Annotated in this window: 19 protein-coding genes and 1 tRNA gene; 9 read left to right on the forward strand and 11 right to left on the reverse strand. The window is 59.0% G+C overall.

Annotated features, from left to right (window positions below; all coding sequences use genetic code 11):
* Nucleotides 1-71: 71 nt before the first annotated feature.
* The 3 genes from ACOYXE_RS27510 to ACOYXE_RS27520 all read left to right on the forward strand — a co-directional run bounded on the left by ACOYXE_RS27510 (nucleotide 72) and on the right by ACOYXE_RS27520 (nucleotide 4,453).
* Nucleotides 72-1,106 (forward strand): cyclase family protein, encoded by a 1,035-nt coding sequence (locus ACOYXE_RS27510; RefSeq protein WP_160059402.1) that lies wholly within the window; start codon nucleotides 72-74, stop codon nucleotides 1,104-1,106.
* A 72-nt stretch (nucleotides 1,107-1,178) separates the two neighbouring features.
* On the forward strand, nucleotides 1,179-2,405 hold the full coding sequence (locus ACOYXE_RS27515) for an MFS transporter (protein WP_460926992.1): 1,227 nt from the start codon (nucleotides 1,179-1,181) through the stop codon (nucleotides 2,403-2,405).
* Nucleotides 2,406-2,515: 110 nt separating this feature from the next.
* Nucleotides 2,516-4,453 (forward strand): aconitase family protein, encoded by a 1,938-nt coding sequence (locus ACOYXE_RS27520; protein WP_460926994.1) that lies wholly within the window; start codon nucleotides 2,516-2,518, stop codon nucleotides 4,451-4,453.
* On the opposite strand, the gene ACOYXE_RS27525 is transcribed toward ACOYXE_RS27520, so the two are convergent.
* From ACOYXE_RS27525 to ACOYXE_RS27570, 10 genes are all read right to left on the reverse strand, one after another.
* Nucleotides 4,450-5,250, reverse strand: coding sequence for an HvfC/BufC N-terminal domain-containing protein (locus tag ACOYXE_RS27525; RefSeq protein ID WP_160059399.1), 801 nt, complete (start codon nucleotides 5,248-5,250; stop codon nucleotides 4,450-4,452). The genes ACOYXE_RS27520 and ACOYXE_RS27525 overlap by 4 nt on opposite strands.
* Entirely contained in the window at nucleotides 5,240-6,148 is a 909-nt protein-coding gene (bufB, locus tag ACOYXE_RS27530; protein ID WP_460926997.1) for an MNIO family bufferin maturase, read from the reverse strand. The genes ACOYXE_RS27525 and bufB overlap by 11 nt, the downstream gene beginning before the upstream one ends.
* Nucleotides 6,149-6,221: 73 nt before the next feature.
* Nucleotides 6,222-7,322 carry a redox-regulated ATPase YchF gene (gene ychF / locus ACOYXE_RS27535; protein WP_034156038.1) on the reverse strand — a complete coding sequence of 367 codons (1,101 nt, stop codon included), beginning with the start codon at nucleotides 7,320-7,322 and terminating at the stop codon, nucleotides 6,222-6,224.
* Nucleotides 7,323-7,344: 22 nt separating this feature from the next.
* Nucleotides 7,345-7,929, reverse strand: coding sequence for an aminoacyl-tRNA hydrolase (gene pth / locus ACOYXE_RS27540; RefSeq protein WP_007912902.1), 585 nt, complete (start codon nucleotides 7,927-7,929; stop codon nucleotides 7,345-7,347).
* Between the two features lie 171 nt (nucleotides 7,930-8,100).
* The gene (locus tag ACOYXE_RS27545; protein ID WP_064387646.1) at nucleotides 8,101-8,700 is read right to left on the reverse strand and encodes a 50S ribosomal protein L25/general stress protein Ctc; all 600 of its coding nucleotides are present in this window, start codon (nucleotides 8,698-8,700) and stop codon (nucleotides 8,101-8,103) included.
* Nucleotides 8,701-8,841: 141 nt separating this feature from the next.
* Nucleotides 8,842-9,783 (reverse strand): ribose-phosphate pyrophosphokinase, encoded by a 942-nt coding sequence (locus ACOYXE_RS27550; RefSeq protein ID WP_003171603.1) that lies wholly within the window; start codon nucleotides 9,781-9,783, stop codon nucleotides 8,842-8,844.
* A gap of 45 nt (nucleotides 9,784-9,828) precedes the next feature.
* A tRNA-Gln gene (locus ACOYXE_RS27555) sits at nucleotides 9,829-9,903 on the reverse strand.
* Nucleotides 9,904-9,939: 36 nt separating this feature from the next.
* Nucleotides 9,940-10,791, reverse strand: a complete 852-nt coding sequence (gene ispE, locus ACOYXE_RS27560) for a 4-(cytidine 5'-diphospho)-2-C-methyl-D-erythritol kinase (protein WP_160059397.1) — start codon at nucleotides 10,789-10,791, stop codon at nucleotides 9,940-9,942.
* Between the two features lie 3 nt (nucleotides 10,792-10,794).
* Nucleotides 10,795-11,412, reverse strand: coding sequence for a lipoprotein insertase outer membrane protein LolB (lolB, locus tag ACOYXE_RS27565; protein WP_053123767.1), 618 nt, complete (start codon nucleotides 11,410-11,412; stop codon nucleotides 10,795-10,797).
* A gap of 3 nt (nucleotides 11,413-11,415) precedes the next feature.
* Nucleotides 11,416-13,140, reverse strand: a complete 1,725-nt coding sequence (locus tag ACOYXE_RS27570) for a tetratricopeptide repeat protein (protein WP_160059396.1) — start codon at nucleotides 13,138-13,140, stop codon at nucleotides 11,416-11,418.
* Nucleotides 13,141-13,322: 182 nt separating this feature from the next.
* Between ACOYXE_RS27570 and hemA the strand changes: the two genes are divergently transcribed.
* The 6 genes from hemA (at nucleotide 13,323) to ACOYXE_RS27600 (ending at nucleotide 18,683) form a co-directional block, all read left to right on the forward strand.
* Nucleotides 13,323-14,609 carry a glutamyl-tRNA reductase gene (gene hemA / locus ACOYXE_RS27575; protein ID WP_007951716.1) on the forward strand — a complete coding sequence of 429 codons (1,287 nt, stop codon included), beginning with the start codon at nucleotides 13,323-13,325 and terminating at the stop codon, nucleotides 14,607-14,609.
* On the forward strand, nucleotides 14,606-15,688 hold the full coding sequence (prfA, locus tag ACOYXE_RS27580; protein WP_160059395.1) for a peptide chain release factor 1: 1,083 nt from the start codon (nucleotides 14,606-14,608) through the stop codon (nucleotides 15,686-15,688). The genes hemA and prfA overlap by 4 nt, the downstream gene beginning before the upstream one ends.
* Nucleotides 15,689-16,519, forward strand: a complete 831-nt coding sequence (gene prmC / locus ACOYXE_RS27585) for a peptide chain release factor N(5)-glutamine methyltransferase (RefSeq protein WP_160059394.1) — start codon at nucleotides 15,689-15,691, stop codon at nucleotides 16,517-16,519.
* Nucleotides 16,513-17,268 carry a molybdopterin-synthase adenylyltransferase MoeB gene (locus tag ACOYXE_RS27590; RefSeq protein WP_405122878.1) on the forward strand — a complete coding sequence of 252 codons (756 nt, stop codon included), beginning with the start codon at nucleotides 16,513-16,515 and terminating at the stop codon, nucleotides 17,266-17,268. The genes prmC and ACOYXE_RS27590 overlap by 7 nt, the downstream gene beginning before the upstream one ends.
* Complete coding sequence (gene murI, locus ACOYXE_RS27595) at nucleotides 17,261-18,052, forward strand: glutamate racemase (RefSeq protein ID WP_160059392.1); 792 nt, start codon at nucleotides 17,261-17,263, stop codon at nucleotides 18,050-18,052. The genes ACOYXE_RS27590 and murI overlap by 8 nt, the downstream gene beginning before the upstream one ends.
* 112 nt (nucleotides 18,053-18,164) lie before the next feature.
* Nucleotides 18,165-18,683 carry an acyloxyacyl hydrolase gene (locus ACOYXE_RS27600; RefSeq protein WP_141127540.1) on the forward strand — a complete coding sequence of 173 codons (519 nt, stop codon included), beginning with the start codon at nucleotides 18,165-18,167 and terminating at the stop codon, nucleotides 18,681-18,683.
* A gap of 92 nt (nucleotides 18,684-18,775) precedes the next feature.
* Here ACOYXE_RS27600 and ACOYXE_RS27605 read toward each other — a convergent pair whose 3' ends face one another.
* Nucleotides 18,776-19,081: a YkgJ family cysteine cluster protein gene (locus ACOYXE_RS27605; protein WP_077574517.1), complete on the reverse strand. Its 306-nt coding sequence runs from the start codon at nucleotides 19,079-19,081 to the stop codon at nucleotides 18,776-18,778.
* Nucleotides 19,082-19,086: the final 5 nt, after the last annotated feature.

Below are 19,086 nucleotides of genomic sequence, written 5' to 3' on the forward strand. Positions count from 1 at the left end.
CGTGCTGAAGATGTTCATCTGAGTTGAAACGGGCAGCCTGCGGGCTGCCCACTTGTCTGAGGGAGTGACACATGCGCTACAAACAACGGCCGGCGGGTTCGAACTGGGGTGATTTCGGCCCCGACGATCAACTGGGGCGACTGAATTTGCTGACCGCTGAAAAGATCCGCCAGGGCGCTGCTGAAGTGGTCGCCGGCAAGTCGTTTTGCCTGAGCCTGCCATTGGATCTGCCCGGTGGCTCGAAATGGAATTCGCGCCGCCAGCCGCCCGTTCTGAAACCGGTGCTGCGTAACAATCGCTCTAACATCGACTATGAATTGAGCCAGGACGACCCGCACCTGACTGATGTTTTGTGCGATCACACCGTGACCTTGTGCACCCAGTATTCGACCCAGTGGGACAGCCTCGCCCAAGTCGGCAGCCTGTTCGATGCCGATGGCGACGGACGCCTGCAAAGCTGTTTCTACAACGGCTACCGCGCCGAACGCGATATTTTCGGCGAGATTGTCCGCGAGCCGGATGCTCATGGCGACTTTCCGCCGGCACCGGCAAAGTTTCTCGGTATTGAGCACATGGCGGCTACCGGCATGCAGGGGCGGGCGGTGCTGATCGATCTGCATGCGCATTTCGGCCGGGAAAAACGCCGCGTCGGTTATGACGATATCCGCCGGATCATGGATATCGACAATATTGTCGTCGAACCTGGAGATATCGTGCTGTTCCACACCGGGTTTGCGCAGATGCTCGTCGACATGCAAGGCGACCCGGACGTGCACCTGCTGGAACATTCTTGTGTTGACCTCAACGGTCGCGATGAAGCACTTTTACGCTGGATTGATGAAGCACAGATCAGTGCCATTGCTGCCGACAACCATGCGGTGGAGGCGTTTCCGTCGGAAAAACTCGACTTGCCGCATTACCCGATTTTGCCTTTACACGAACTGTGTCTGTTCAAACTGGGTATCCATCTGGGAGAGCTGTGGTATCTGACGCCGCTGGCCCAATGGCTGCGTGAACAAGGGCGTAGCCGTTGCCTGTTGACCGCTCCGCCCCTGCGCCTGACCGGTGCGGTGGCATCGCCGGTAACGCCGGTGGCGACTGTCTGAGCATCGCACCAAGGACGCGCGGGATGCTGTCAACGCCCCGCGCGTGCGGTCAATTTTCCAGGAATCCATTCCATGAACAGCCTGTATTGGCAGCGTAATCTGGCCATCTGCTTTTTTGGCTCCTTCATCAACATTGTTGCCATGACCTTGCTGCTGCCGTTTCTGCCCCTCTACATCGAGCAACTGGGCGTGGAGGGGCACGCGCAAATCGTGCAATGGTCAGGTATCGCCTACGGCGCCACTTTTCTCTCCGCAGCGCTGGTCGCACCGCTGTGGGGGCGTCTTGCCGATCGGTATGGCAGCAAGCCGAACCTGATTCGCGCCAGTCTCGGCATGGTCGTGACCATGGACCTGATCGGTCTGGCGGAAAACGTCTGGCAGTTGGTGATCCTGCGCTTTCTGGTCGGACTGGCCGGAGGGTATACCTCTGGATCGTATGTGATCATCGCCGCGCAGACGCCCAAGGATCGCTCGGCGTGGGCCTTGGGCATGCTGGCGTCGGGGATCATGGCGGGCAGTCTGGTGGGGCCCTTGATTGGCGGGGTGCTGCCAACGGTGCTGGATATCCGCAGCATCTTCTTCATTGCCAGCGGCTGCATCTTCCTCAATTTTCTGGCGACGTGCCTGTTTGTGCGCGAAGAGCGTGTCGCGCCGCGCACGAAAGCTGCGCAGGATAAAACGGCGGCAGCGACCACACTCTCTTCCAGCCAGCGCACGCTGGTGCTGACCATGCTGGCAACGGCCTCGTTGCTGATGGTCGCCAACATGTCGATCGAACCGATCATCACCGTGTACGTGCAGCAGTTGGTGGACGCCGTTGATAGCGTCACGTTTTATTCGGGCCTGACCATGTCGGTCGCCGCGCTCGGCAGCATCATTTCCGGGCCGCGTCTGGGCAAGATCGCCGACCGCATCGGTGGCCTGAAAGTGGTCGCCGCCAGCCTTGCACTGGCCGGTCTGCTGCTAATCCCGCAGGCGTTCGTCACGAACATCTGGCAACTGATCGTCTTGCGCTTTTTCATGGGATTGGCGCTCGGTGGCCTGTTGCCCTGCGTGACGGCACTGATCCGGCACAATGTCGATGACCGTTCGGTGGGGCGGATGCTCGGCTACTCGACCTCAGCACAGTATGCCGGACAGGTGCTAGGCCCGGTGGCGGGCGGTTTTTTTGCCGGGCACATCGGCATCCGTTCGGTGTTCATGGCTACCTGCGTGCTGCTGCTGTGTTGCGCCTTGTGGATCGCTCGTTTGTGCCTGCAACATCGGCGCACGGCGCTTGCCGGGAAGCTCGCCGACTAAGCCGCGTCGGGTGTTTGCCCATTCGTCTCCGATGGGCATCGCTGGGTTCTCCAACCGTCAGCACGAGCGTCGGTGGCCGCTGATAGAGTGGTTTTCAGGAGACCACATCTATGAACAATGCCATACGCTTTTCCGGACGCGTCCTGTACCTCTCGCAGAATCCTCAAGCCATTCGCCGCCAACTCGACGGTGAGGACCTGACACTGGCCGAGGCCGGGCCGCTGCGAGACAACATCTCAACCGACGAAATCACCCCCGTCACCGTCATGATGGTGTACGACGAACGCCTGGGCGAATTCCCCTATGTCGGATTCAAGGCCGGTGAACAATTGCCGATCGCCCGCAATGCGGTGAAGAACGCCGGGTTTGAAATCACTGTTGCTGGCAAGCGCTACGGCAAAGGATCTTCGCGGGAGTCCTCACCGGTGGCCGAGTTGTCGGCGGGGATTCGACTGATTGTTGCCGAGAGTTTTGAACGTATCTACCAACAGAACTGCGACAACATCGGCATCCTGACCACCACCGACTTTTCCGTGCTTGAGCGAATTGCGGCCGGTGAAGCCATCGAGTTTTCGACCTTTCTGGAGGGACGTGACGAGCTGACCCAAGCGATCATTCGCAGCGGCGGCTTGCTCAAATACAGTCGCTCGGCGCGTTGGCCGTTACCGGACGCAAGCCCGGTCGCGCAGGGGCCGCAGACGCTGGTGGAAAAAATCATCAGCCGCCATGTGCATCCCGATACGCGAGGGGTAGTGCGCGGCGAGGGTGTGTTTATCGCTGCGGATTTCCGTTTCAGCCATGACTATTTCACCGGAATGAGCGCGCACCTGATGCATCAGGCATTCGGGCAGCCAGCGCAGCTGATCGATCCGGCGCGGATCATTGCCTTCGAAGATCACCTGGTGCTGGCGCCGCAAAGCATTCCGCATATCCAGCAGGGTTTATTGGACGGTGTCGCCGATCTGGCTCGCGGACATGAACATTTTTCCCTGCAATATCCCGTGCAGTCCCACGGCGCATTGCACGACAAAAGCGGTTCCGAGGGGATTTGTCATGCCCTGATGATCGAACGCTACGCCTTACCTGGGCAGGTGATTGCCGGCACCGACTCGCACACCCCGCACTCCGGCGCACTGGGCTGTCTGGCCTTCGGCGTCGGGGCCACCGAAATGGCCAACAGCTGGGTCACCGGTTACGTGCGCTGCAAGGTCCCCGACACCTTGCGCATCGAAGTCAGCGGGCCGCTGGCGCCAGGCGTGATGGCCAAGGATCTGGTCCTGTATCTGCTGCAGATGGAGTCAATCAAGGCCGGCGGTGCCATTGGCGCAGTGTTCGAGTATGCCGGCTCGGCGATCGAAGCCATGAGTCTTGATGAGCGCGCGACCCTGACCAACATGGTTGCCGAACTGGGTGGCATGACCGGCATTGTCGCCCCGGATAAAAAAACCGTGGCGTTTCTCAAGGAGCGGCGGGGCATCGATTTCCAACTGCAAGACTGGATGCGCAGTGATCCCGATGCGCATTACCGGGAAACCATTCGCATCGACGGCGCGCAGCTGCAACCGATGCTGGCGCGACCTGGCGATCCGGGCAACGGCGTGGCGGTTGGCGATCTGCCAGAGTCGGTGAAGGTCGACATCGCCTATGGAGGTTCCTGCACCGCTGGCAAGCGTAGCGACTTCGACTGCTATCACGAGGTCTTGCAGTGGGCGCTGGATAACCAGTACCCACTTACCGCCGACACTCGGCTGTTTCTGCAATTCGGCACGATGGATGTCCACGATTACTGTGAGCAGAGCGGTTATCTGGAGACCTTCGCACGGGCGGGAGCGGTGCTGATCAAGCCAGGATGCGGTGCTTGCGCCAACTGCGGCCCGGGGCAGTCAGTGTCGGCAGATCAGGTCACCATCAGTGCCATCAATCGCAACTTTCCCGGGCGTTCCGGACCGGGAAGCGTGTGGCTTGCCAGTCCGTACACGGTGGCGGCCAGCGCGATGGCCGGACGTATTGTGACCTTTGATGAGCTGCAACAGGCGAGCGCCGGCTAATCTTCGGTGGCGATGAGTAACGCCTCGCCCAACCAACGACTGAGCAGTGCGGCACTGTCGATCAGTGCCGTGGCCGCAGCGGGTCTGGTGGTGGCCCATTGTGCTTGTGCCGCCAGCAACGCTTCGCCCAGCGTGGCGCCCGCGATGAAAAGGCTCAATGCCGCCGCCTCCCATGGAGAAACCGGGCGCACCCTGGCGTGCCAGCCCTGCCGATAGACCAGCGTGACATAACTTCCCGATTGCAGAGCCGGCAGCACTTGCGCGTGCTCGACATGGGCCTGCCACAAGGCCGCTATCGGCCACTCGCTGTGCAACAGCGCGCAACCAGCATGCAGGGACAATCGCCGCCCATCGATCTGCTCGGGCTTCAGCACGGCGAGATCCAGCGCGCTCAAGGCGACGATCTCTTCGGTGCGTGCGCTGCAGTGGACAGCCCACTCCAGTGCGGCTATCTCGGCAAAATATGGATAATCGCGGGCGGCCGGGTAATGGGTGAGAAATCCCGGAAGGTGTTCACCAAACAGGCTCAAGTCGGGGTGTCGTGAAGGGTGCACGCGCCCGAAGTCATAGGCGAGCGTGCGGAGAAAATCTTCACCCACCAATGCGGTGAGCACCGGAAACGTCAGTCCCAACGATTGCACCTGATGTTGCCAAAGCCCTTTTCGATAACGGGAAAAACGTTGCCAGTCATCCCCATGACCGTTGCACCAGCCGTCGGGCAACACCGAGGCTGCCGAGTCAGCATCGAGCGCTCGGACGAAACGCTCCTGCAAGGTCGCTAGCTGGTCAAGCGTCATGCAATACCTCCCGGGCGATATCGCGTGCCGTCGCGACCTGTTTCAACAATTCGCCCAGAGGCGGCAGACAGGCATCCCATTCGACCAGCACCGGAACATCGCCGAAGCGTTTCAATGCCTCGCGGTACAACGCCCAGACGGGTTCGGACACAGCGCTGGCATGGTCGTCAACAAGCAGACCTTCTTCTTCGCTGTGCCCGGCCAGGTGCAACTCGCCCACGCAGCCGCGCGCGAGTTTGTGCATGGCCGGCAGCGCAGGCTCAGCATGGTTGTATTGATTGACGTAGAGGTTGTTGATGTCCAGAAGTACACCACAGCCCGTCCGCGTGACGACCTCGGCAAGAAACTGACTTTCGCCCAAGGTGTCGTCTTTGAAGCGCAGACTGGTGGAGACGTTCTCCAGCAACAATTGGCGACCCAACACCGTTTGCACTTGGTCGACCCGTTCGCACACCAGGCTCAGGGATGTCTCGTTCAGCGGCAGGGGCAGCAGATCATTCAGGCATCGGCCTTCGACCGCGCCCCAGCTCAAGTGCTCGGACACCAGAAACGGTTCAACGCGTGCGGCCAGTTGGCGAATACGCTCGACGTGCGCCATGGAAAACCCGCGCACCGAGCCGATGCCCAGCCCAACCCCGTGCAGGCTGATCGGGTAGTGCCGGGCCAGACGTTCAAGGATTTGCAGATCGCGACCGCCCGCGCTCAGATAATTTTCGCTGTGAACTTCCAGCCAGTCGACGGCGGGTAGATCCTTGAGGAAATCGTGGTAGTGGAAGGCTCGCAGGACCAACGCCAATGGGTGGCAGTGGAGGCACGTCAGGTCTCGCGGTTGCTGGGCTCGCGACTGATCATAACGTAGGTGCCGCGCGCTGCCTGCGATGAAATTGATGAAGTCCACAAACGAAAAATCCCCGCATCACTCAGTGATGCGGGGATTTTTCAGGCGCGATAGCGTGTTGCCACGGCCCGGATCAGACGTTGAAGCGGAAGTGCATCACGTCGCCGTCCTTGACGATGTAATCCTTGCCTTCCAGACGCCATTTACCGGCTTCTTTGGTACCGGCTTCGCCCTTGTACTGGATGAAGTCGTTGTAGGCGATCACTTCGGCGCGGATGAAGCCTTTCTCGAAGTCGGTGTGGATCACGCCGGCAGCCTGAGGTGCGGTGGCACCGACTTTGACGGTCCATGCGCGAACTTCTTCGACACCGGCGGTGAAGTAGGTCTGCAGGTGCAGCATCTCGTAGCCAGCGCGGATCACGCGGTTCAGGCCAGGCTCTTCCAGGCCCAGGGCCTCGAGGAACATGTCCTTCTCTTCGCCGTCATCGAGCTCGGCGATTTCCGCTTCGATCTTGTTGCAGACCGGAACGACCATCGCGCCTTCTTCTTCGGCAATGGCGCGAACCACGTCCAGGTGCGGGTTGTTCTCGAAACCGTCTTCAGCAACGTTGGCGATGTACATGACCGGTTTGGTGGTCAGCAGGTGGAAGCCCTTGATTACCGCTTTTTCGTCGGTGCTCATGTTCTTCATCAGGCTGCGTGCCGGCTTGGCTTCGGTGAAATGCGCGATCAGTTGCTCCAGCAGAGCCTTCTGAACCACCGCGTCCTTGTCACCACCCTTGGCGTTGCGCGCGACTTTCTGCAGTTGCTTCTCGCAGCTGTCGAGGTCGGCGAAGATCAGTTCCAGGTCGATGATTTCGATGTCGCGCTTGGGGTCAACGCTGTTGGAAACGTGGATCACGTTTTCGTCTTCGAAGCAGCGTACGACGTGAGCGATCGCGTCGGTTTCGCGGATGTTGGCCAGGAACTTGTTGCCCAGACCTTCACCTTTCGAGGCGCCGGCCACCAGGCCTGCGATGTCGACGAATTCCATGGTGGTCGGCAGGATGCGCTTCGGATTGACGATGGCCGCCAAGGCTTCCAGGCGCGGATCCGGCATCGGCACGATGCCGCTGTTCGGCTCGATGGTGCAGAAGGGGAAGTTCTCGGCCGCAATACCGGATTTGGTCAGGGCGTTGAACAGGGTGGACTTGCCGACGTTAGGCAGGCCGACGATGCCGCAATTGAATCCCATGGTGTTTCCCCTCGGAGTAGAGTCAGGCCTTCTGGCTGTGCAGGTTTTTCATCGCGCGGTTCCATTCACCGGCGAGGATATCCGGCAGCACGCCGAGGGCAAAGTCGATGCTGGCATCGAGTTTTTCCTGTTCGGCGCGTGGCGCACGACCCAGGACGAAATTTGAAACCATACTGGCAACGCCTGGGTGGCCGATGCCAAGCCGCAGACGGTAGAACGTATTCTGATTGCCCAGTTGCGCAATGATGTCGCGCAACCCGTTGTGACCGCCATGGCCGCCACCCTGCTTGAGCTTGGCAACGCCCGGAGGCAAGTCGAGTTCGTCATGCGCCACCAGAATTTCTTCAGGCTTGATGCGGAAGAAACCGGCGAGTGCCGCCACGGCCTGGCCGCTGCGGTTCATGTAAGTGGTGGGAATCAGCAGACGAACATCCTGACCCTGATGCGAATAGCGCCCGGTCAGGCCGAAATATTTGCGATCGGCGACAAGGTTGACACCTTGTGCGTCAGCGATGCGCTCAACAAAAAGGGCCCCTGCGTTATGCCGGGTCTGGTCGTATTCAGCGCCTGGATTTCCCAGGCCAACGATCAGTTTGATGGCAGTCACGATAGGGGCCCTTCCTTTGAGTGGTGAATAACATCGCCGCGATCAGGAAAGGCGGCGAAAGTGGACGAAAAATGCTCATTTACCATGGATGTAAACTCCGCGTTCTCGCCCGCTTTCTCGCTACGTTCCAGTCCGCGATGTTACTTGCTCACTCAGGCACGACAGAGTGAATTACTCTGCTGCGCCTTCTTCAGCTTCTGGAGCAACGCGTGGAGCGTGTACGTTTGCAACAGCTTTGTCGTCACCGTGAGCCAGTGCAACGAACTCAACGCCTTTAGGGGCTTTGAGGTCGGACAGGTGAACGATTGCGCCGATTTCCAGAGCCGACAGGTCGACTTCGATGAACTCAGGCAGATCTTTCGGCAGGCAAGTTACTTCGATTTCGTTCAGGACGTGCGAGATCTCGCCGCCTTTCTTGATCGGAGCTTCTTCACCAACAAAGTGCACAGGCACGATAGCAGTCAGTTTCTGGCCGGCTACGACGCGTACGAAGTCAGCGTGCAGAACGTGACCCTTGGACGGGTGACGTTGCAGAGCTTTGATGATGACGTTCTGCTTTTTGCCGCCAACGTTCAGTTCGATAACGTGGCTGTAGGCAGCATCGTTTTCGAGCAGTTTGGCAACTTCTTTGGCCAGCATGCTGATGGATTCAGGGGCTTTTTCGCCACCGTAAACAACAGCTGGAACCAGAGCGGCGAGACGACGCAGGCGGCGGCTCGCACCTTTCCCCAGGTCGGAACGCACTTCAGCATTCAGAGTAAAATCGTTCATTTTGTATCTCCAAAATAGCCATGACCGAGTGGCGTTTGCGACCAGCGCCGAACACGGTATGGGCAAAAAAGCCCCGCCCCGACAGGAATGCCGGGGCGGGGCGCTTTTCGTCAACGAGACATTTCGAGAAGGGCAGGGCCCTTAACGGAACATCGCGCTGATCGATTCTTCATTGCTGATGCGGCGAACCGCTTCGGCAACAACCGGTGCGATATCCAGTTGACGGATACGTGCACAGGCTTGTGCTGCAGCGGACAGCGGGATGGTGTTAGTCACCACCAACTCGTCCAGCACGGAATTTTCGATATTCTCGATGGCCCGACCCGACAGCACAGGATGTGTGCAGTAGGCAAAGACCTTGGCTGCGCCATGCTCTTTCAAGGCCTTGGCCGCGTGGCACAGAGTGCCGGCGGTATCGACCATGTCATCGACCAGAATGCAGGTACGCCCTTCGACATCACCGATGATATGCATCACTTCAGAGTGATTGGCTTTCTCACGGCGTTTGTCGATGATCCCGAGATCCACGCCCAGGGATTTGGCAACAGCACGTGCACGCACGACGCCACCAATGTCCGGGGACACAATCATCAGGTTTTCGAAGCGCTGATCTTCAATGTCATCCACCAGAACCGGGGAGCCGTAGATGTTATCTACCGGAATATCGAAGAAACCCTGAATCTGGTCAGCATGCAGATCAACCGTGAGAACACGGTCGATGCCGACTACGGTAAGCATGTCAGCGACGACTTTCGCGCTGATAGCCACACGTGCGGAACGCGGACGGCGATCCTGACGGGCATAACCAAAATAAGGAATAACAGCAGTGATACGAGTAGCCGAGGAGCGGCGGAAGGCATCAGCCATCACTACCAGTTCCATCAGGTTATCGTTGGTCGGAGCGCAAGTCGGCTGAATAATGAAAACGTCTTTACCGCGAACGTTTTCATTGATCTCGGCAGTAATTTCGCCGTCGGAGAATTTACCGACAGAGATGTCACCGAGAGGGATATGCAGCTGACGTACGACACGTCGAGCCAGATCGGGGTTAGCGTTCCCCGTAAAGACCATCATCTTGGACACGCGCAGTACCTAGAGGCTGAGGGTAACCTGGATGAGTATAGAAAATGGCAGGGGCGGCTGGATTCGAACCAACGCATGGCAGGATCAAAACCTGCTGCCTTACCGCTTGGCGACGCCCCTGTATCTGTTGCATCAAGTGCCGTGCACTTGGTTCCTTTAGAGCAGACTTTGCAGCTTGCGGTGCAACATCGAAACGTTGCTTCCTTTCGCTACAAACCCTGTAAGGGTCTCTGTCAGAAGGGCCGAGACTTTATCAGCTTCAGCTTTGCTTGGGAAGCCCCCAAACACACAACTTCCAGTTCCGGTGAGCTTTGCTTCGGTAAATTTACCTAACAAATCCAATGCGTTACGTACCTCTGGATAACGCCTTGCAACCACCGGCAAGCAGTCATTTCGACTGTTTCCCTCGGGAACGGGGCGCACTTTAATGGGCGGCGTGTTACGTGTCAACAAAGGATCGGAAAAAATTTCTGCCGTACTAACAGAGACTTGCGGTACGAGCACCAGATACCAAGGTTCTTCGGGATCGACCGGGGTCAGTTTCTCACCCACACCCTCGGCAAATGCCGCATGGCCACGGACGAAAACCGGCACGTCGGCACCCAGCGTCAGGCCCAGAGTAGCCAGGCGATCTTCATCCCAACCCAGTTGCCAGAGATGATTGAGGCCGAGCAACGTGGTCGCCGCATTTGAACTGCCCCCACCAATGCCACCGCCCATGGGCAGCACTTTGTCGATCCAGATGTCGATACCCAGCGTACAGCCCGATTGTTGCTGGAGCATTTTTGCCGCGCGCACGATCAGGTTGCTGTCATGCGGCACGCCAGCGAATTCGGTGTGCAACTGAATCACGCCGTCATCACGCACGGCAAACGTGATTTCATCGCCGTAATCGACAAACTGGAACAGCGTCTGCAACTCGTGATACCCGTCGTCGCGGCGCCCGAGAATATGCAGCATCAGGTTGAGTTTGGCCGGCGAGGGCAAAGTCAGGCGTGCAGCGGTCATGGGTTATTGCCCCAACTTGCGCGGCTGCCAGGTCTTGATCACCAGCGTCACGTCGAGGTCAGTGCCGTGCAGCTTGATGCGCTCCGGCAACCAGTAACCGTTTTGTTCGGTGTAGGCGGTGTATTCGACTTTCCAGCCATCCTGTTCAAGGCTGGCCAAACGACTGTCGGCGTCCAGATTCAAACGGCTTTTAGTGTCCGGAGCCGGCAGGCCACGCACCCACCAGGCCAGATTCGACACCGGCAGTTTCCAGCCCAACTGCTCTTCAAGCAGGGCTTCCGGGGATTGCGATTCGTAGCGGCCCTGGTTGGCGACTTCCAGCGAGACCTTGCCCGGACGCCCGGTCAGGCGTGCCGCGCCACGACCCAGCGGGCCGGACAGGCGAATGTCGTAATAATCCTGACGTTGCAGCCAGAACAGCGTGCCGCTACCGGAATCTTTCGGTGCGCGGATGCCGATCTTGCCGTCGATCTGCCAGCCGTCGAGGCCGGTCAGCTGTTGTTTGTTCGCGGCCCATTGAGCTGGACTGCCGTGGCCCTCGACCGATTCGCGAGTGCCAAAACCGGAGCAACCGGCGAGCAGGGCGATGAAGCTGAAAACAATAACGTGGCGCAAAAACATGAGTTAAAGAGTCTCGGATCCGGTCAGGCGCTTGATGGTGCTGCGCAGAATGGTGCTGTCGGGCTGATCTTTGAGGAATTTGCCCCAGATTTGTTTGGCTTCACGCTGGTTGCCCTTGGTCCACAACACTTCACCGAGGTGCGCGGCGACTTCGTGATCCGGGAAACGCTCCAGCGCCTGACGCAGATATTTCTCGGCGTCATCCAGATTGCCCAAGCGGTAATTCACCCAGCCGAGGCTGTCGAGTACGGCGGGGTCTTCCGGGTTGATCTGGTGCGCCTGCTCGATCAGCACTTTGGCTTCAGCGTAGCGCGTGGTGCGATCGGACAGGGTGTAGCCGAGTGCGTTGAGCGCCATGGCGTTGTCCGGATCACGCTTGATGATCAGGCGCAGGTCTTTTTCCATTTGCGCCAGGTCATTGCGTTTTTCCGCGAGCATGGCCCGGGTGTACAGCAGATTCAGATCGTCCGGATACTGCTGCAAGGCTGTCTGCAAGACTTTCCAGGCCTTGTCGTCCTGCTTGTTGGCAGACAGGGTTTCCGATTCGATCAGGTACAACTGAATCGCGTAGTCCGGTTGCTCGTCGCGCTGGGCGGCGAGTTTGCTTTGCGCTTCAGCGGTTTTGCCGTTGTTCATCAAAATATCGGCCTGACGCAATTGCGCAGGCAGATAGTCGTTGCCCGGGCCGACCTGGGCGTACTCGATGAGGGCGCCTTGCGGGTCGTTGCGCTCTTCTGCGATGCGACCGAGGTTCAGATGCGCCGAATCGACGTGGCTTTCACGAGCGATCAGGTCTTCCAGATAACCCTTGGCTTCGTCCCAGGCTTTGGCTTCCAGGCAGACCAGGGCCAGCGAGTAACGCAGTTCGTCATCTTCCGGGTATTGCTGCACAAGGCTGGAGAACTCGGCTTTGGCGTCGTCCATGCGGTCTTGTTCGACCAGCATGCGTGCGTAAGTCAGGCGCAGGCGTTTGTCGTCCGGGTATTTCTTGATGCTTTTTTGCAGCAGGGGCAGCGCTTCATCGCCACGGTTCAGCAACTGAAGCAGGCGCGCGCGCAGCAGAATCGGAGCGATTTCGCCATCTTCCGGCGGATTGTCTTCCAGTAGTGCCAGTGCCGCTTTGTTGTCGCCATCCTGCTGCAACAGCAGGGCCTTGCCGAAAATCAGCTGGCTGTTGTTCGGATGACGCTGCAACAAACGGTCAAAACTTTTCATCAGGCCGTTGCGGGTTTCCTGATCGGTATCGGCGGCCGACAGCGCGAGGAAGTCGAAATGGGTATCGCCCTTGCCCTGCAGGACTTTCTCCATATAGACCATCGAGTCGTCATAGCGCCCGGCGCGTGCCAGTTGCACGGCGGCGGCGCGTTGCGCTTCGAGGTCGTCCGGCGCATTTTTCGCCCAGATCAGCGCGGTATCGAGGGCCGGTTGATCGGCGCCCAGATATTCGGCGATACGGAATGCACGTTCGGAGACGCCCGGATCCTGCGTATTGATGGCCTGGGTCACGTAGTTATCCAGGGCAATGTCGAAACGATTGCGCTGGCCGGCGAGTTCAGCGCTCAACAGGCTGAAAACGGTTTCCTCGCTGAACGAGCTGTAAACCTTGGGCTTTTCAGGCGCGGGCGTGGTGTCTTCAACCGACGGCGTACCGTCCGTCGACACGGGAGCCAAAGCCTGGCAGCCGCTGAGGAAGACAAAAGCGAGGAGCAACGCGGAAGATCTATTCATATAGGAAGAGGACGACTAACCTGCGGTCGGATCATCATGACACAAGCCTTCGGCCAAACATAACCGAGTCTCAGTTGTGCCCATTATAGGGGCTGACGATTGGGACAATAGTCAGCGGTAGTTGTTCTGAATCTTTCGAAGTAGGACAATTGCTGGCTTCACGTCACCATCAGCGACTTTGAATGGCCTTCCTTGCACTCGGTATCAACCACAAGACTGCTTCAGTAGACGTCCGCGAGCGCGTGGCCTTTACCCCTGAGCAACTGGTGGAAGCTTTGCAGCAGCTTTGCCGACTGACCGACAGCCGCGAAGCTGCGATCCTCTCGACCTGCAATCGCAGTGAGCTTTATATAGAACAGGATCAGCTTTCTGCCGATATCGTGCTGCGCTGGCTGGCCGACTATCACCATTTAAGTCTCGATGAGCTGCGCGCGAGTGCTTATGTGCATGAAGATGATGCGGCAGTTCGTCACATGATGCGCGTCGCCTCCGGGCTCGACTCGCTGGTGTTGGGCGAACCGCAGATTCTCGGTCAGATGAAATCGGCCTACGCCGTGGCCCGCGAGGCCGGCACCATCGGTCCGCTGCTGGGACGACTGTTTCAAGCGACATTCAACGCGGCCAAGCAGGTGCGCACCGACACCGCCATCGGTGAAAATCCGGTATCGGTGGCGTTTGCCGCCGTCAGCCTGGCCAAACAGATTTTCAGTGATTTGCAGCGCAGCCAGGCCCTGCTGATTGGCGCCGGCGAGACCATTACTTTGGTCGCCCGCCATTTGCACGAGCTGGGGGTCAAGCGCATCGTCGTTGCCAATCGCACGCTGGAACGCGCCAGTCTGCTGGCCGAACAGTTCGGCGCCCACGCGGTGTTGCTGTCGGACATCCCGGCAGAACTGGTGCGCAGCGATATCGTCATCAGTTCGACTGCCAGTCAGTTGCCGATCCTCGGCAAAGGCGCGGTGGAAAGCGCATTGAAGCTGCGCAAGCACAAACCGATCTTTATGGTCGACATCGCCGTTCCCCGCGATATCGAGCCGGAAGTCGGCGAGTTGGACGACGTTTACCTTTATAGCGTCGATGATCTCCACGAAGTGGTCGCCGAGAATCTCAAGAGTCGTCAGGGTGCAGCGCAAGCCGCTGAAGAGATGGTTTCGGTCGGCGCCGATGATTTCATGGTGCGCCTGCGTGAGCTGGCGGCGGTCGATGTGCTCAAGGCCTATCGTCAACAGAGCGAACGCCTGCGTGATGAGGAGCTGCAAAAAGCCCTGCGCCTGCTCGCCAACGGTGGCAACGCCGAAGACGTGCTCGGGCAACTGGCCCGTGGCCTGACCAATAAACTGTTGCATGCGCCTAGCGTGCAATTGAAAAAGCTTTCTGCCGAAGGCCGCCTCGATGCGCTGGCCATGGCTCAGGAACTCTTTGCCCTTGAGGGCTCACCGGATAGCTTTTCGGATAAAAAACCGCAATGAAAGCGTCACTGCTCAATAAGCTGGATGTTCTCCAGGACCGTTTCGAGGAACTGACCGCGCTGCTCGGCGACGGCGAAGTCATTGCCGACCAGGCCAAATTCCGCGCTTATTCCAAGGAATACGCTGAACTCGAGCCGGTCGTGCAAGGCTATAAAAAGTTGCTCAGCGTACAAAGCGATCTTGAAGGCGCCCAGGCGCTGCTCAAGGACAACGACCCGGACATGCGTGAAATGGCCGTGGAAGAAGTCCGCGAAGCCAAGGAGTTGCTGATCACCCTGGAAGCCGACCTGCAACGCATGTTGCTGCCCAAGGATCCGAATGACGGCCGCAACGTCTTTCTCGAAATCCGCGCCGGCACCGGTGGCGACGAGGCGGCGATTTTCTCCGGCGACCTGTTCCGCATGTACTCGCGTTACGCCGAGCGTCGCGGCTGGCGCGTGGAGATCCTCTCGGAAAACGAAGGCGAACACGGCGGCTATAAAGAAGTCATCGCGCGCATCGAAGGCGACAACGTTTACGGCAAGCTGAAATTCGAATCCGGCGCGCACCGCGTTCAGCGTGTACCCGCCACCGAATCCCAGGGCCGTATCCACACTTCGGCCTGTACCGTGGCGGTATTGCCCGAGCCGGACGAGCGCGAAGCGATCGAGATCAACCCGGCGGATTTGCGTGTTGATACGTTCCGCTCCTCCGGGGCCGGTGGTCAGCACGTCAACACCACCGACTCGGCGATCCGCATCACACACATCCCGACCGGCACCGTCGTCGAGTGTCAGGAAGAACGTTCCCAGCACAAGAACCGTGCGCGGGCGATGGCCTGGCTGTCGGCGAAACTCAACGATCAGCAGACCGCAGCGGCGGCCAATGCGATCGCCAGCGAGCGTAAATTGCTGGTCGGTTCCGGCGACCGTTCCGAGCGCATCCGCACCTACAACTTTGCTCAGGGCCGGGTCACTGACCATCGCGTCAACCTGACCCTGTACTCCCTTGACGAAATTCTTGCCGGTGGCGTTGAAGCGGTGATCGAGCCATTGCTGGCCGAATACCAGGCTGACCAACTCGCAGCGATAGGTGAATAAATGACCATCATTGCCAGCCTGTTGCGTGCCGCTGAATTGCCGGATTCACCGACTGCGCGTCTGGATGCCGAGTTGCTGCTTGCCGCCGCACTGGGCAAGTCGCGCAGCTTTCTGCACACCTGGCCCGAGCGCATCGTGCCGAGTGAAGCGGCGCTGACCTTTGCCCAATACCTGCAACGGCGTCGTGGCGGCGAGCCGGTGGCCTACATTCTCGGGCAGCAGGGGTTTTGGAAACTCGATCTGGAAGTCGCACCGCACACGCTGATTCCGCGTCCGGACACTGAATTGCTGGTGGAAGCGGCGCTGGAATTGCTGCCCGCGACGCCGGCCAAAGTGCTCGACCTCGGCACCGGCAGCGGCGCGATTGCTTTGGCCTTGGCCAGCGAGCGTTCTGCATGGAAAGTTACTGCAGTGGATCGCGTGCTCGAAGCCGTGGCCCTCGCTGAACGCAATCGCCAGCGTCTGCATTTGAACAACGCCACGGTGCTGAGCAGTCATTGGTTCAGCGCGCTGGAAGGTCAGCGTTTTCAGTTGATCATCAGCAACCCGCCGTACATTGCCGCCGCCGATCCGCATCTGGTTGAAGGCGATGTGCGTTTCGAACCGGCCAGCGCATTGGTCGCCGGTGAAGACGGGCTCGACGATCTGCGTCTGATCGTTGCGCAGGCCCCGGAGCATCTGCAGGCCGCTGGCTGGCTGATGCTCGAACACGGCTATGATCAAGCCGAAGCCGTGCGTGATCTGTTGCTGACGCGCGGTTTTGAAGACGTCCACAGCCGCACCGATCTGGGCGGCCATCAACGCATCAGTCTGGGGCGCCTGCCGTGCTGAATGATCAGGAATTGCTGCGCTACAGCCGGCAGATTCTGCTGCAACACATCGACATCGACGGGCAATTGAAGCTCAAGGACAGTCGCGTGCTGATCGTTGGTCTCGGCGGTCTCGGTGCGCCGGTTGCGCTGTATCTGGCCGCGGCCGGTGTCGGCGAGTTGCATTTGGCGGATTTCGATACCGTCGACCTGACCAACCTGCAACGCCAGATCATCCATGACACCGACAGCGTCGGCATGAGCAAGGTCGACTCGGCGCTCAAGCGTCTGACCGCGATCAATCCAGAAATCCAACTGATCCCTCATCGTCAGGCGCTCGACGAGGATTCTCTCGCGGCTGCCGTGGCGGCGGTGGATCTGGTGCTCGATTGCTCCGATAACTTTTCCACGCGCGAAGCGGTCAACGCTGCGTGTGTAGCTGCGTGTAAACCGTTGGTCAGCGGCGCGGCGATTCGACTCGAAGGGCAGTTGTCGGTGTTCGACCCGCGTCGTGCCGAGAGCCCGTGCTACCACTGTTTATACGGGCACGGCAGCGAAGCCGAACTGACTTGCAGCGAGGCCGGTGTGGTCGGGCCGCTGGTCGGCCTGGTCGGTAGTCTTCAGGCGCTGGAAGCGTTGAAAGTACTGGTCGGTTTCGGTGAGCCGCTGGTGGGCCGTTTGCTGTTGATCGATGCTTTGGGTTCGCGTTTCCGCGAGTTGCGCGTCAAGCGCGATCCGGGTTGCAGCGTCTGTGGTTCGCGCCATGCGTGAAGCGCCGATCGGCGTGTTCGACTCCGGCGTCGGCGGCCTGTCGGTGCTGGCGGAAGTCCAGCGTTTGCTGCCCAACGAATCGCTACTCTATGTCGCCGATTGCGGGCACATTCCCTACGGTGAGAAAACCCCGGAATTCATCCGTCAGCGTTGCAGCGTGATGGCCGGTTTTTTCCGTGAGCAAGGCGCCAAGGCCTTGGTGCTGGCCTGCAACACGGCGACGGTCGCAGGCGTTGCCGATTTACGACGTGATTTTCCCGACTGGCCGATTGTCGGCATGGAGCCTGCGGTCAAACCTGCCGCCGCCGCGACCCGCAGCGGTGTTGTCGGCGTGCTTGCCACCACCGGCACGTTGCAGAGCGCCAAGTTTGCCGCGTTACTGGATCGCTTTGCCGCTGACGTACGCGTGATCACCCAGCCATGCCCCGGCCTGGTCGAGTTGATTGAATGCGGCGATCTGCACAGCGCCGAGTTGCGCGCATTGCTGCAAAGTTATGTCGACCCGCTGTTGGCCAGCGGTTGCGACACGATCATTCTGGGCTGCACCCACTACCCCTTTCTCAAGCCGATGCTCAAGTCGATGATCCCTGTGGAGATCAGCCTGATCGATACCGGTGCTGCTGTAGCGCGGCAACTTCAGCGCCTTTTGGCGGAGCGCGATTTGCTCGCTGCCGGCCCGAACCAGCCGGTCAGATTCTGGACCAGCGCTGATCCTGCGTACTTCACAAACATCCTGCCGCTACTGGGTCAGAGTGCCGGCGAAGTGCAAAACTTTGACTTGTAAAAAAATTGTGAAATAACTAAAAAATCAGCTGAACTTCTAAGCAGGCGCTAGCTTCTATAGCGAAGAGTTATCTAGAAAACCAAACGATCGTTCCGGAAAAGGAAGTTTCAACGTGAAGCGACTATTCTGCTTGGCCGCGATTGCGGCCGCACTGATGGGGCAAAGTTTTACTGCACAAGCGGCAGGTGTTGAGTTCGCAGTGGGGGCCACCAGCGACTCGACCATGACGTACCGCCTGGGCATGAATTTCGACTGGGACAAGAGCTGGCTGCAAAGTGATGTCGGTCGTCTGACCGGTTACTGGAGCGGCGCCTATACCTACTGGGAAGGTGACAAGACGTCGAGCAACAACAGCCTGTCGTTCTCGCCGGTGTTTGTTTACGAGTTTGCCGGTCAGTCGGTCAAACCGTATATCGAGGCGGGGATTGGCGTCGCGGCGTTCTCCAACACCAAGTACGAGTCGAATAACCTCGGCGGCTCTTTCCAGTTCGAAGACCGTTTCGGGTTTGGCCTGCGTTTCAATGGCGGGCATGAAGTCGGGATTCGTGCGACACACTATTCCAACGCCGGCCTGGCCAGTGACAACGACGGTGTAGAAAGTTACTCGCTGCATTACACGATGCCGCTCTAAAAAAGATCAAAAGATCGCAGCCTTCGGCAGCTCCTACATGGGAATGATTTCTCCTGTAGGAGCTGCCGAAGGCTGCGATCTTTTGCTTTAAATCAGCGGTAGGCAGTCGTGATGCCTTTGCGCTCTTCAATGCACTCTGGCGCGCCCATCTCGAACTCGCGGCAAATCAGCGGACGCTTTTCGTAAATCGTGCACATCATCGTGTCGCGATCCAGCGCCGCGCACCAGCCGTCGTCAAGACGCAGCATCACTTCGCCGCCCCATTCATCGGTATCGATAAAGCGATCAGGCACGCCGGTGTCGGTGATCAGCATCACTTCGAGCTGGCAGCAGCACGCCGCGCAGGTCGAGCAGGTGACTGCAGGCTCGGTGATTTGCTGGTGGGGAATGGTTTTCATGGCGG

This window comes from Pseudomonas sp. MC6, assembly GCF_054790575.1.

Bases quoted from the DNA above. Each gene is read 5' to 3' on its own strand.
- ACOYXE_RS27515 (WP_460926992.1), top strand. From the start codon at position 1,179: ATGAACAGCCTGTATTGGCAGCGTAATCTGGCCATCTGCTTTTTTGGC.
- ispE (WP_160059397.1), bottom strand. From the start codon at position 10,791: ATGACCGCTGCACGCCTGACTTTGCCCTCGCCGGCCAAACTCAACCTG.
- ACOYXE_RS27545 (WP_064387646.1), bottom strand. From the start codon at position 8,700: ATGAACGATTTTACTCTGAATGCTGAAGTGCGTTCCGACCTGGGGAAA.
- ACOYXE_RS27605 (WP_077574517.1), bottom strand. From the start codon at position 19,081: ATGAAAACCATTCCCCACCAGCAAATCACCGAGCCTGCAGTCACCTGC.
- ACOYXE_RS27570 (WP_160059396.1), bottom strand. From the start codon at position 13,140: ATGAATAGATCTTCCGCGTTGCTCCTCGCTTTTGTCTTCCTCAGCGGC.
- murI (WP_160059392.1), top strand. From the start codon at position 17,261: ATGCGTGAAGCGCCGATCGGCGTGTTCGACTCCGGCGTCGGCGGCCTG.
- lolB (WP_053123767.1), bottom strand. From the start codon at position 11,412: ATGTTTTTGCGCCACGTTATTGTTTTCAGCTTCATCGCCCTGCTCGCC.
- hemA (WP_007951716.1), top strand. From the start codon at position 13,323: ATGGCCTTCCTTGCACTCGGTATCAACCACAAGACTGCTTCAGTAGAC.
- ACOYXE_RS27520 (WP_460926994.1), top strand. From the start codon at position 2,516: ATGAACAATGCCATACGCTTTTCCGGACGCGTCCTGTACCTCTCGCAG.
- ACOYXE_RS27510 (WP_160059402.1), top strand. From the start codon at position 72: ATGCGCTACAAACAACGGCCGGCGGGTTCGAACTGGGGTGATTTCGGC.
- prfA (WP_160059395.1), top strand. From the start codon at position 14,606: ATGAAAGCGTCACTGCTCAATAAGCTGGATGTTCTCCAGGACCGTTTC.
- prmC (WP_160059394.1), top strand. From the start codon at position 15,689: ATGACCATCATTGCCAGCCTGTTGCGTGCCGCTGAATTGCCGGATTCA.
- ACOYXE_RS27525 (WP_160059399.1), bottom strand. From the start codon at position 5,250: ATGACGCTTGACCAGCTAGCGACCTTGCAGGAGCGTTTCGTCCGAGCG.
- ychF (WP_034156038.1), bottom strand. From the start codon at position 7,322: ATGGGATTCAATTGCGGCATCGTCGGCCTGCCTAACGTCGGCAAGTCC.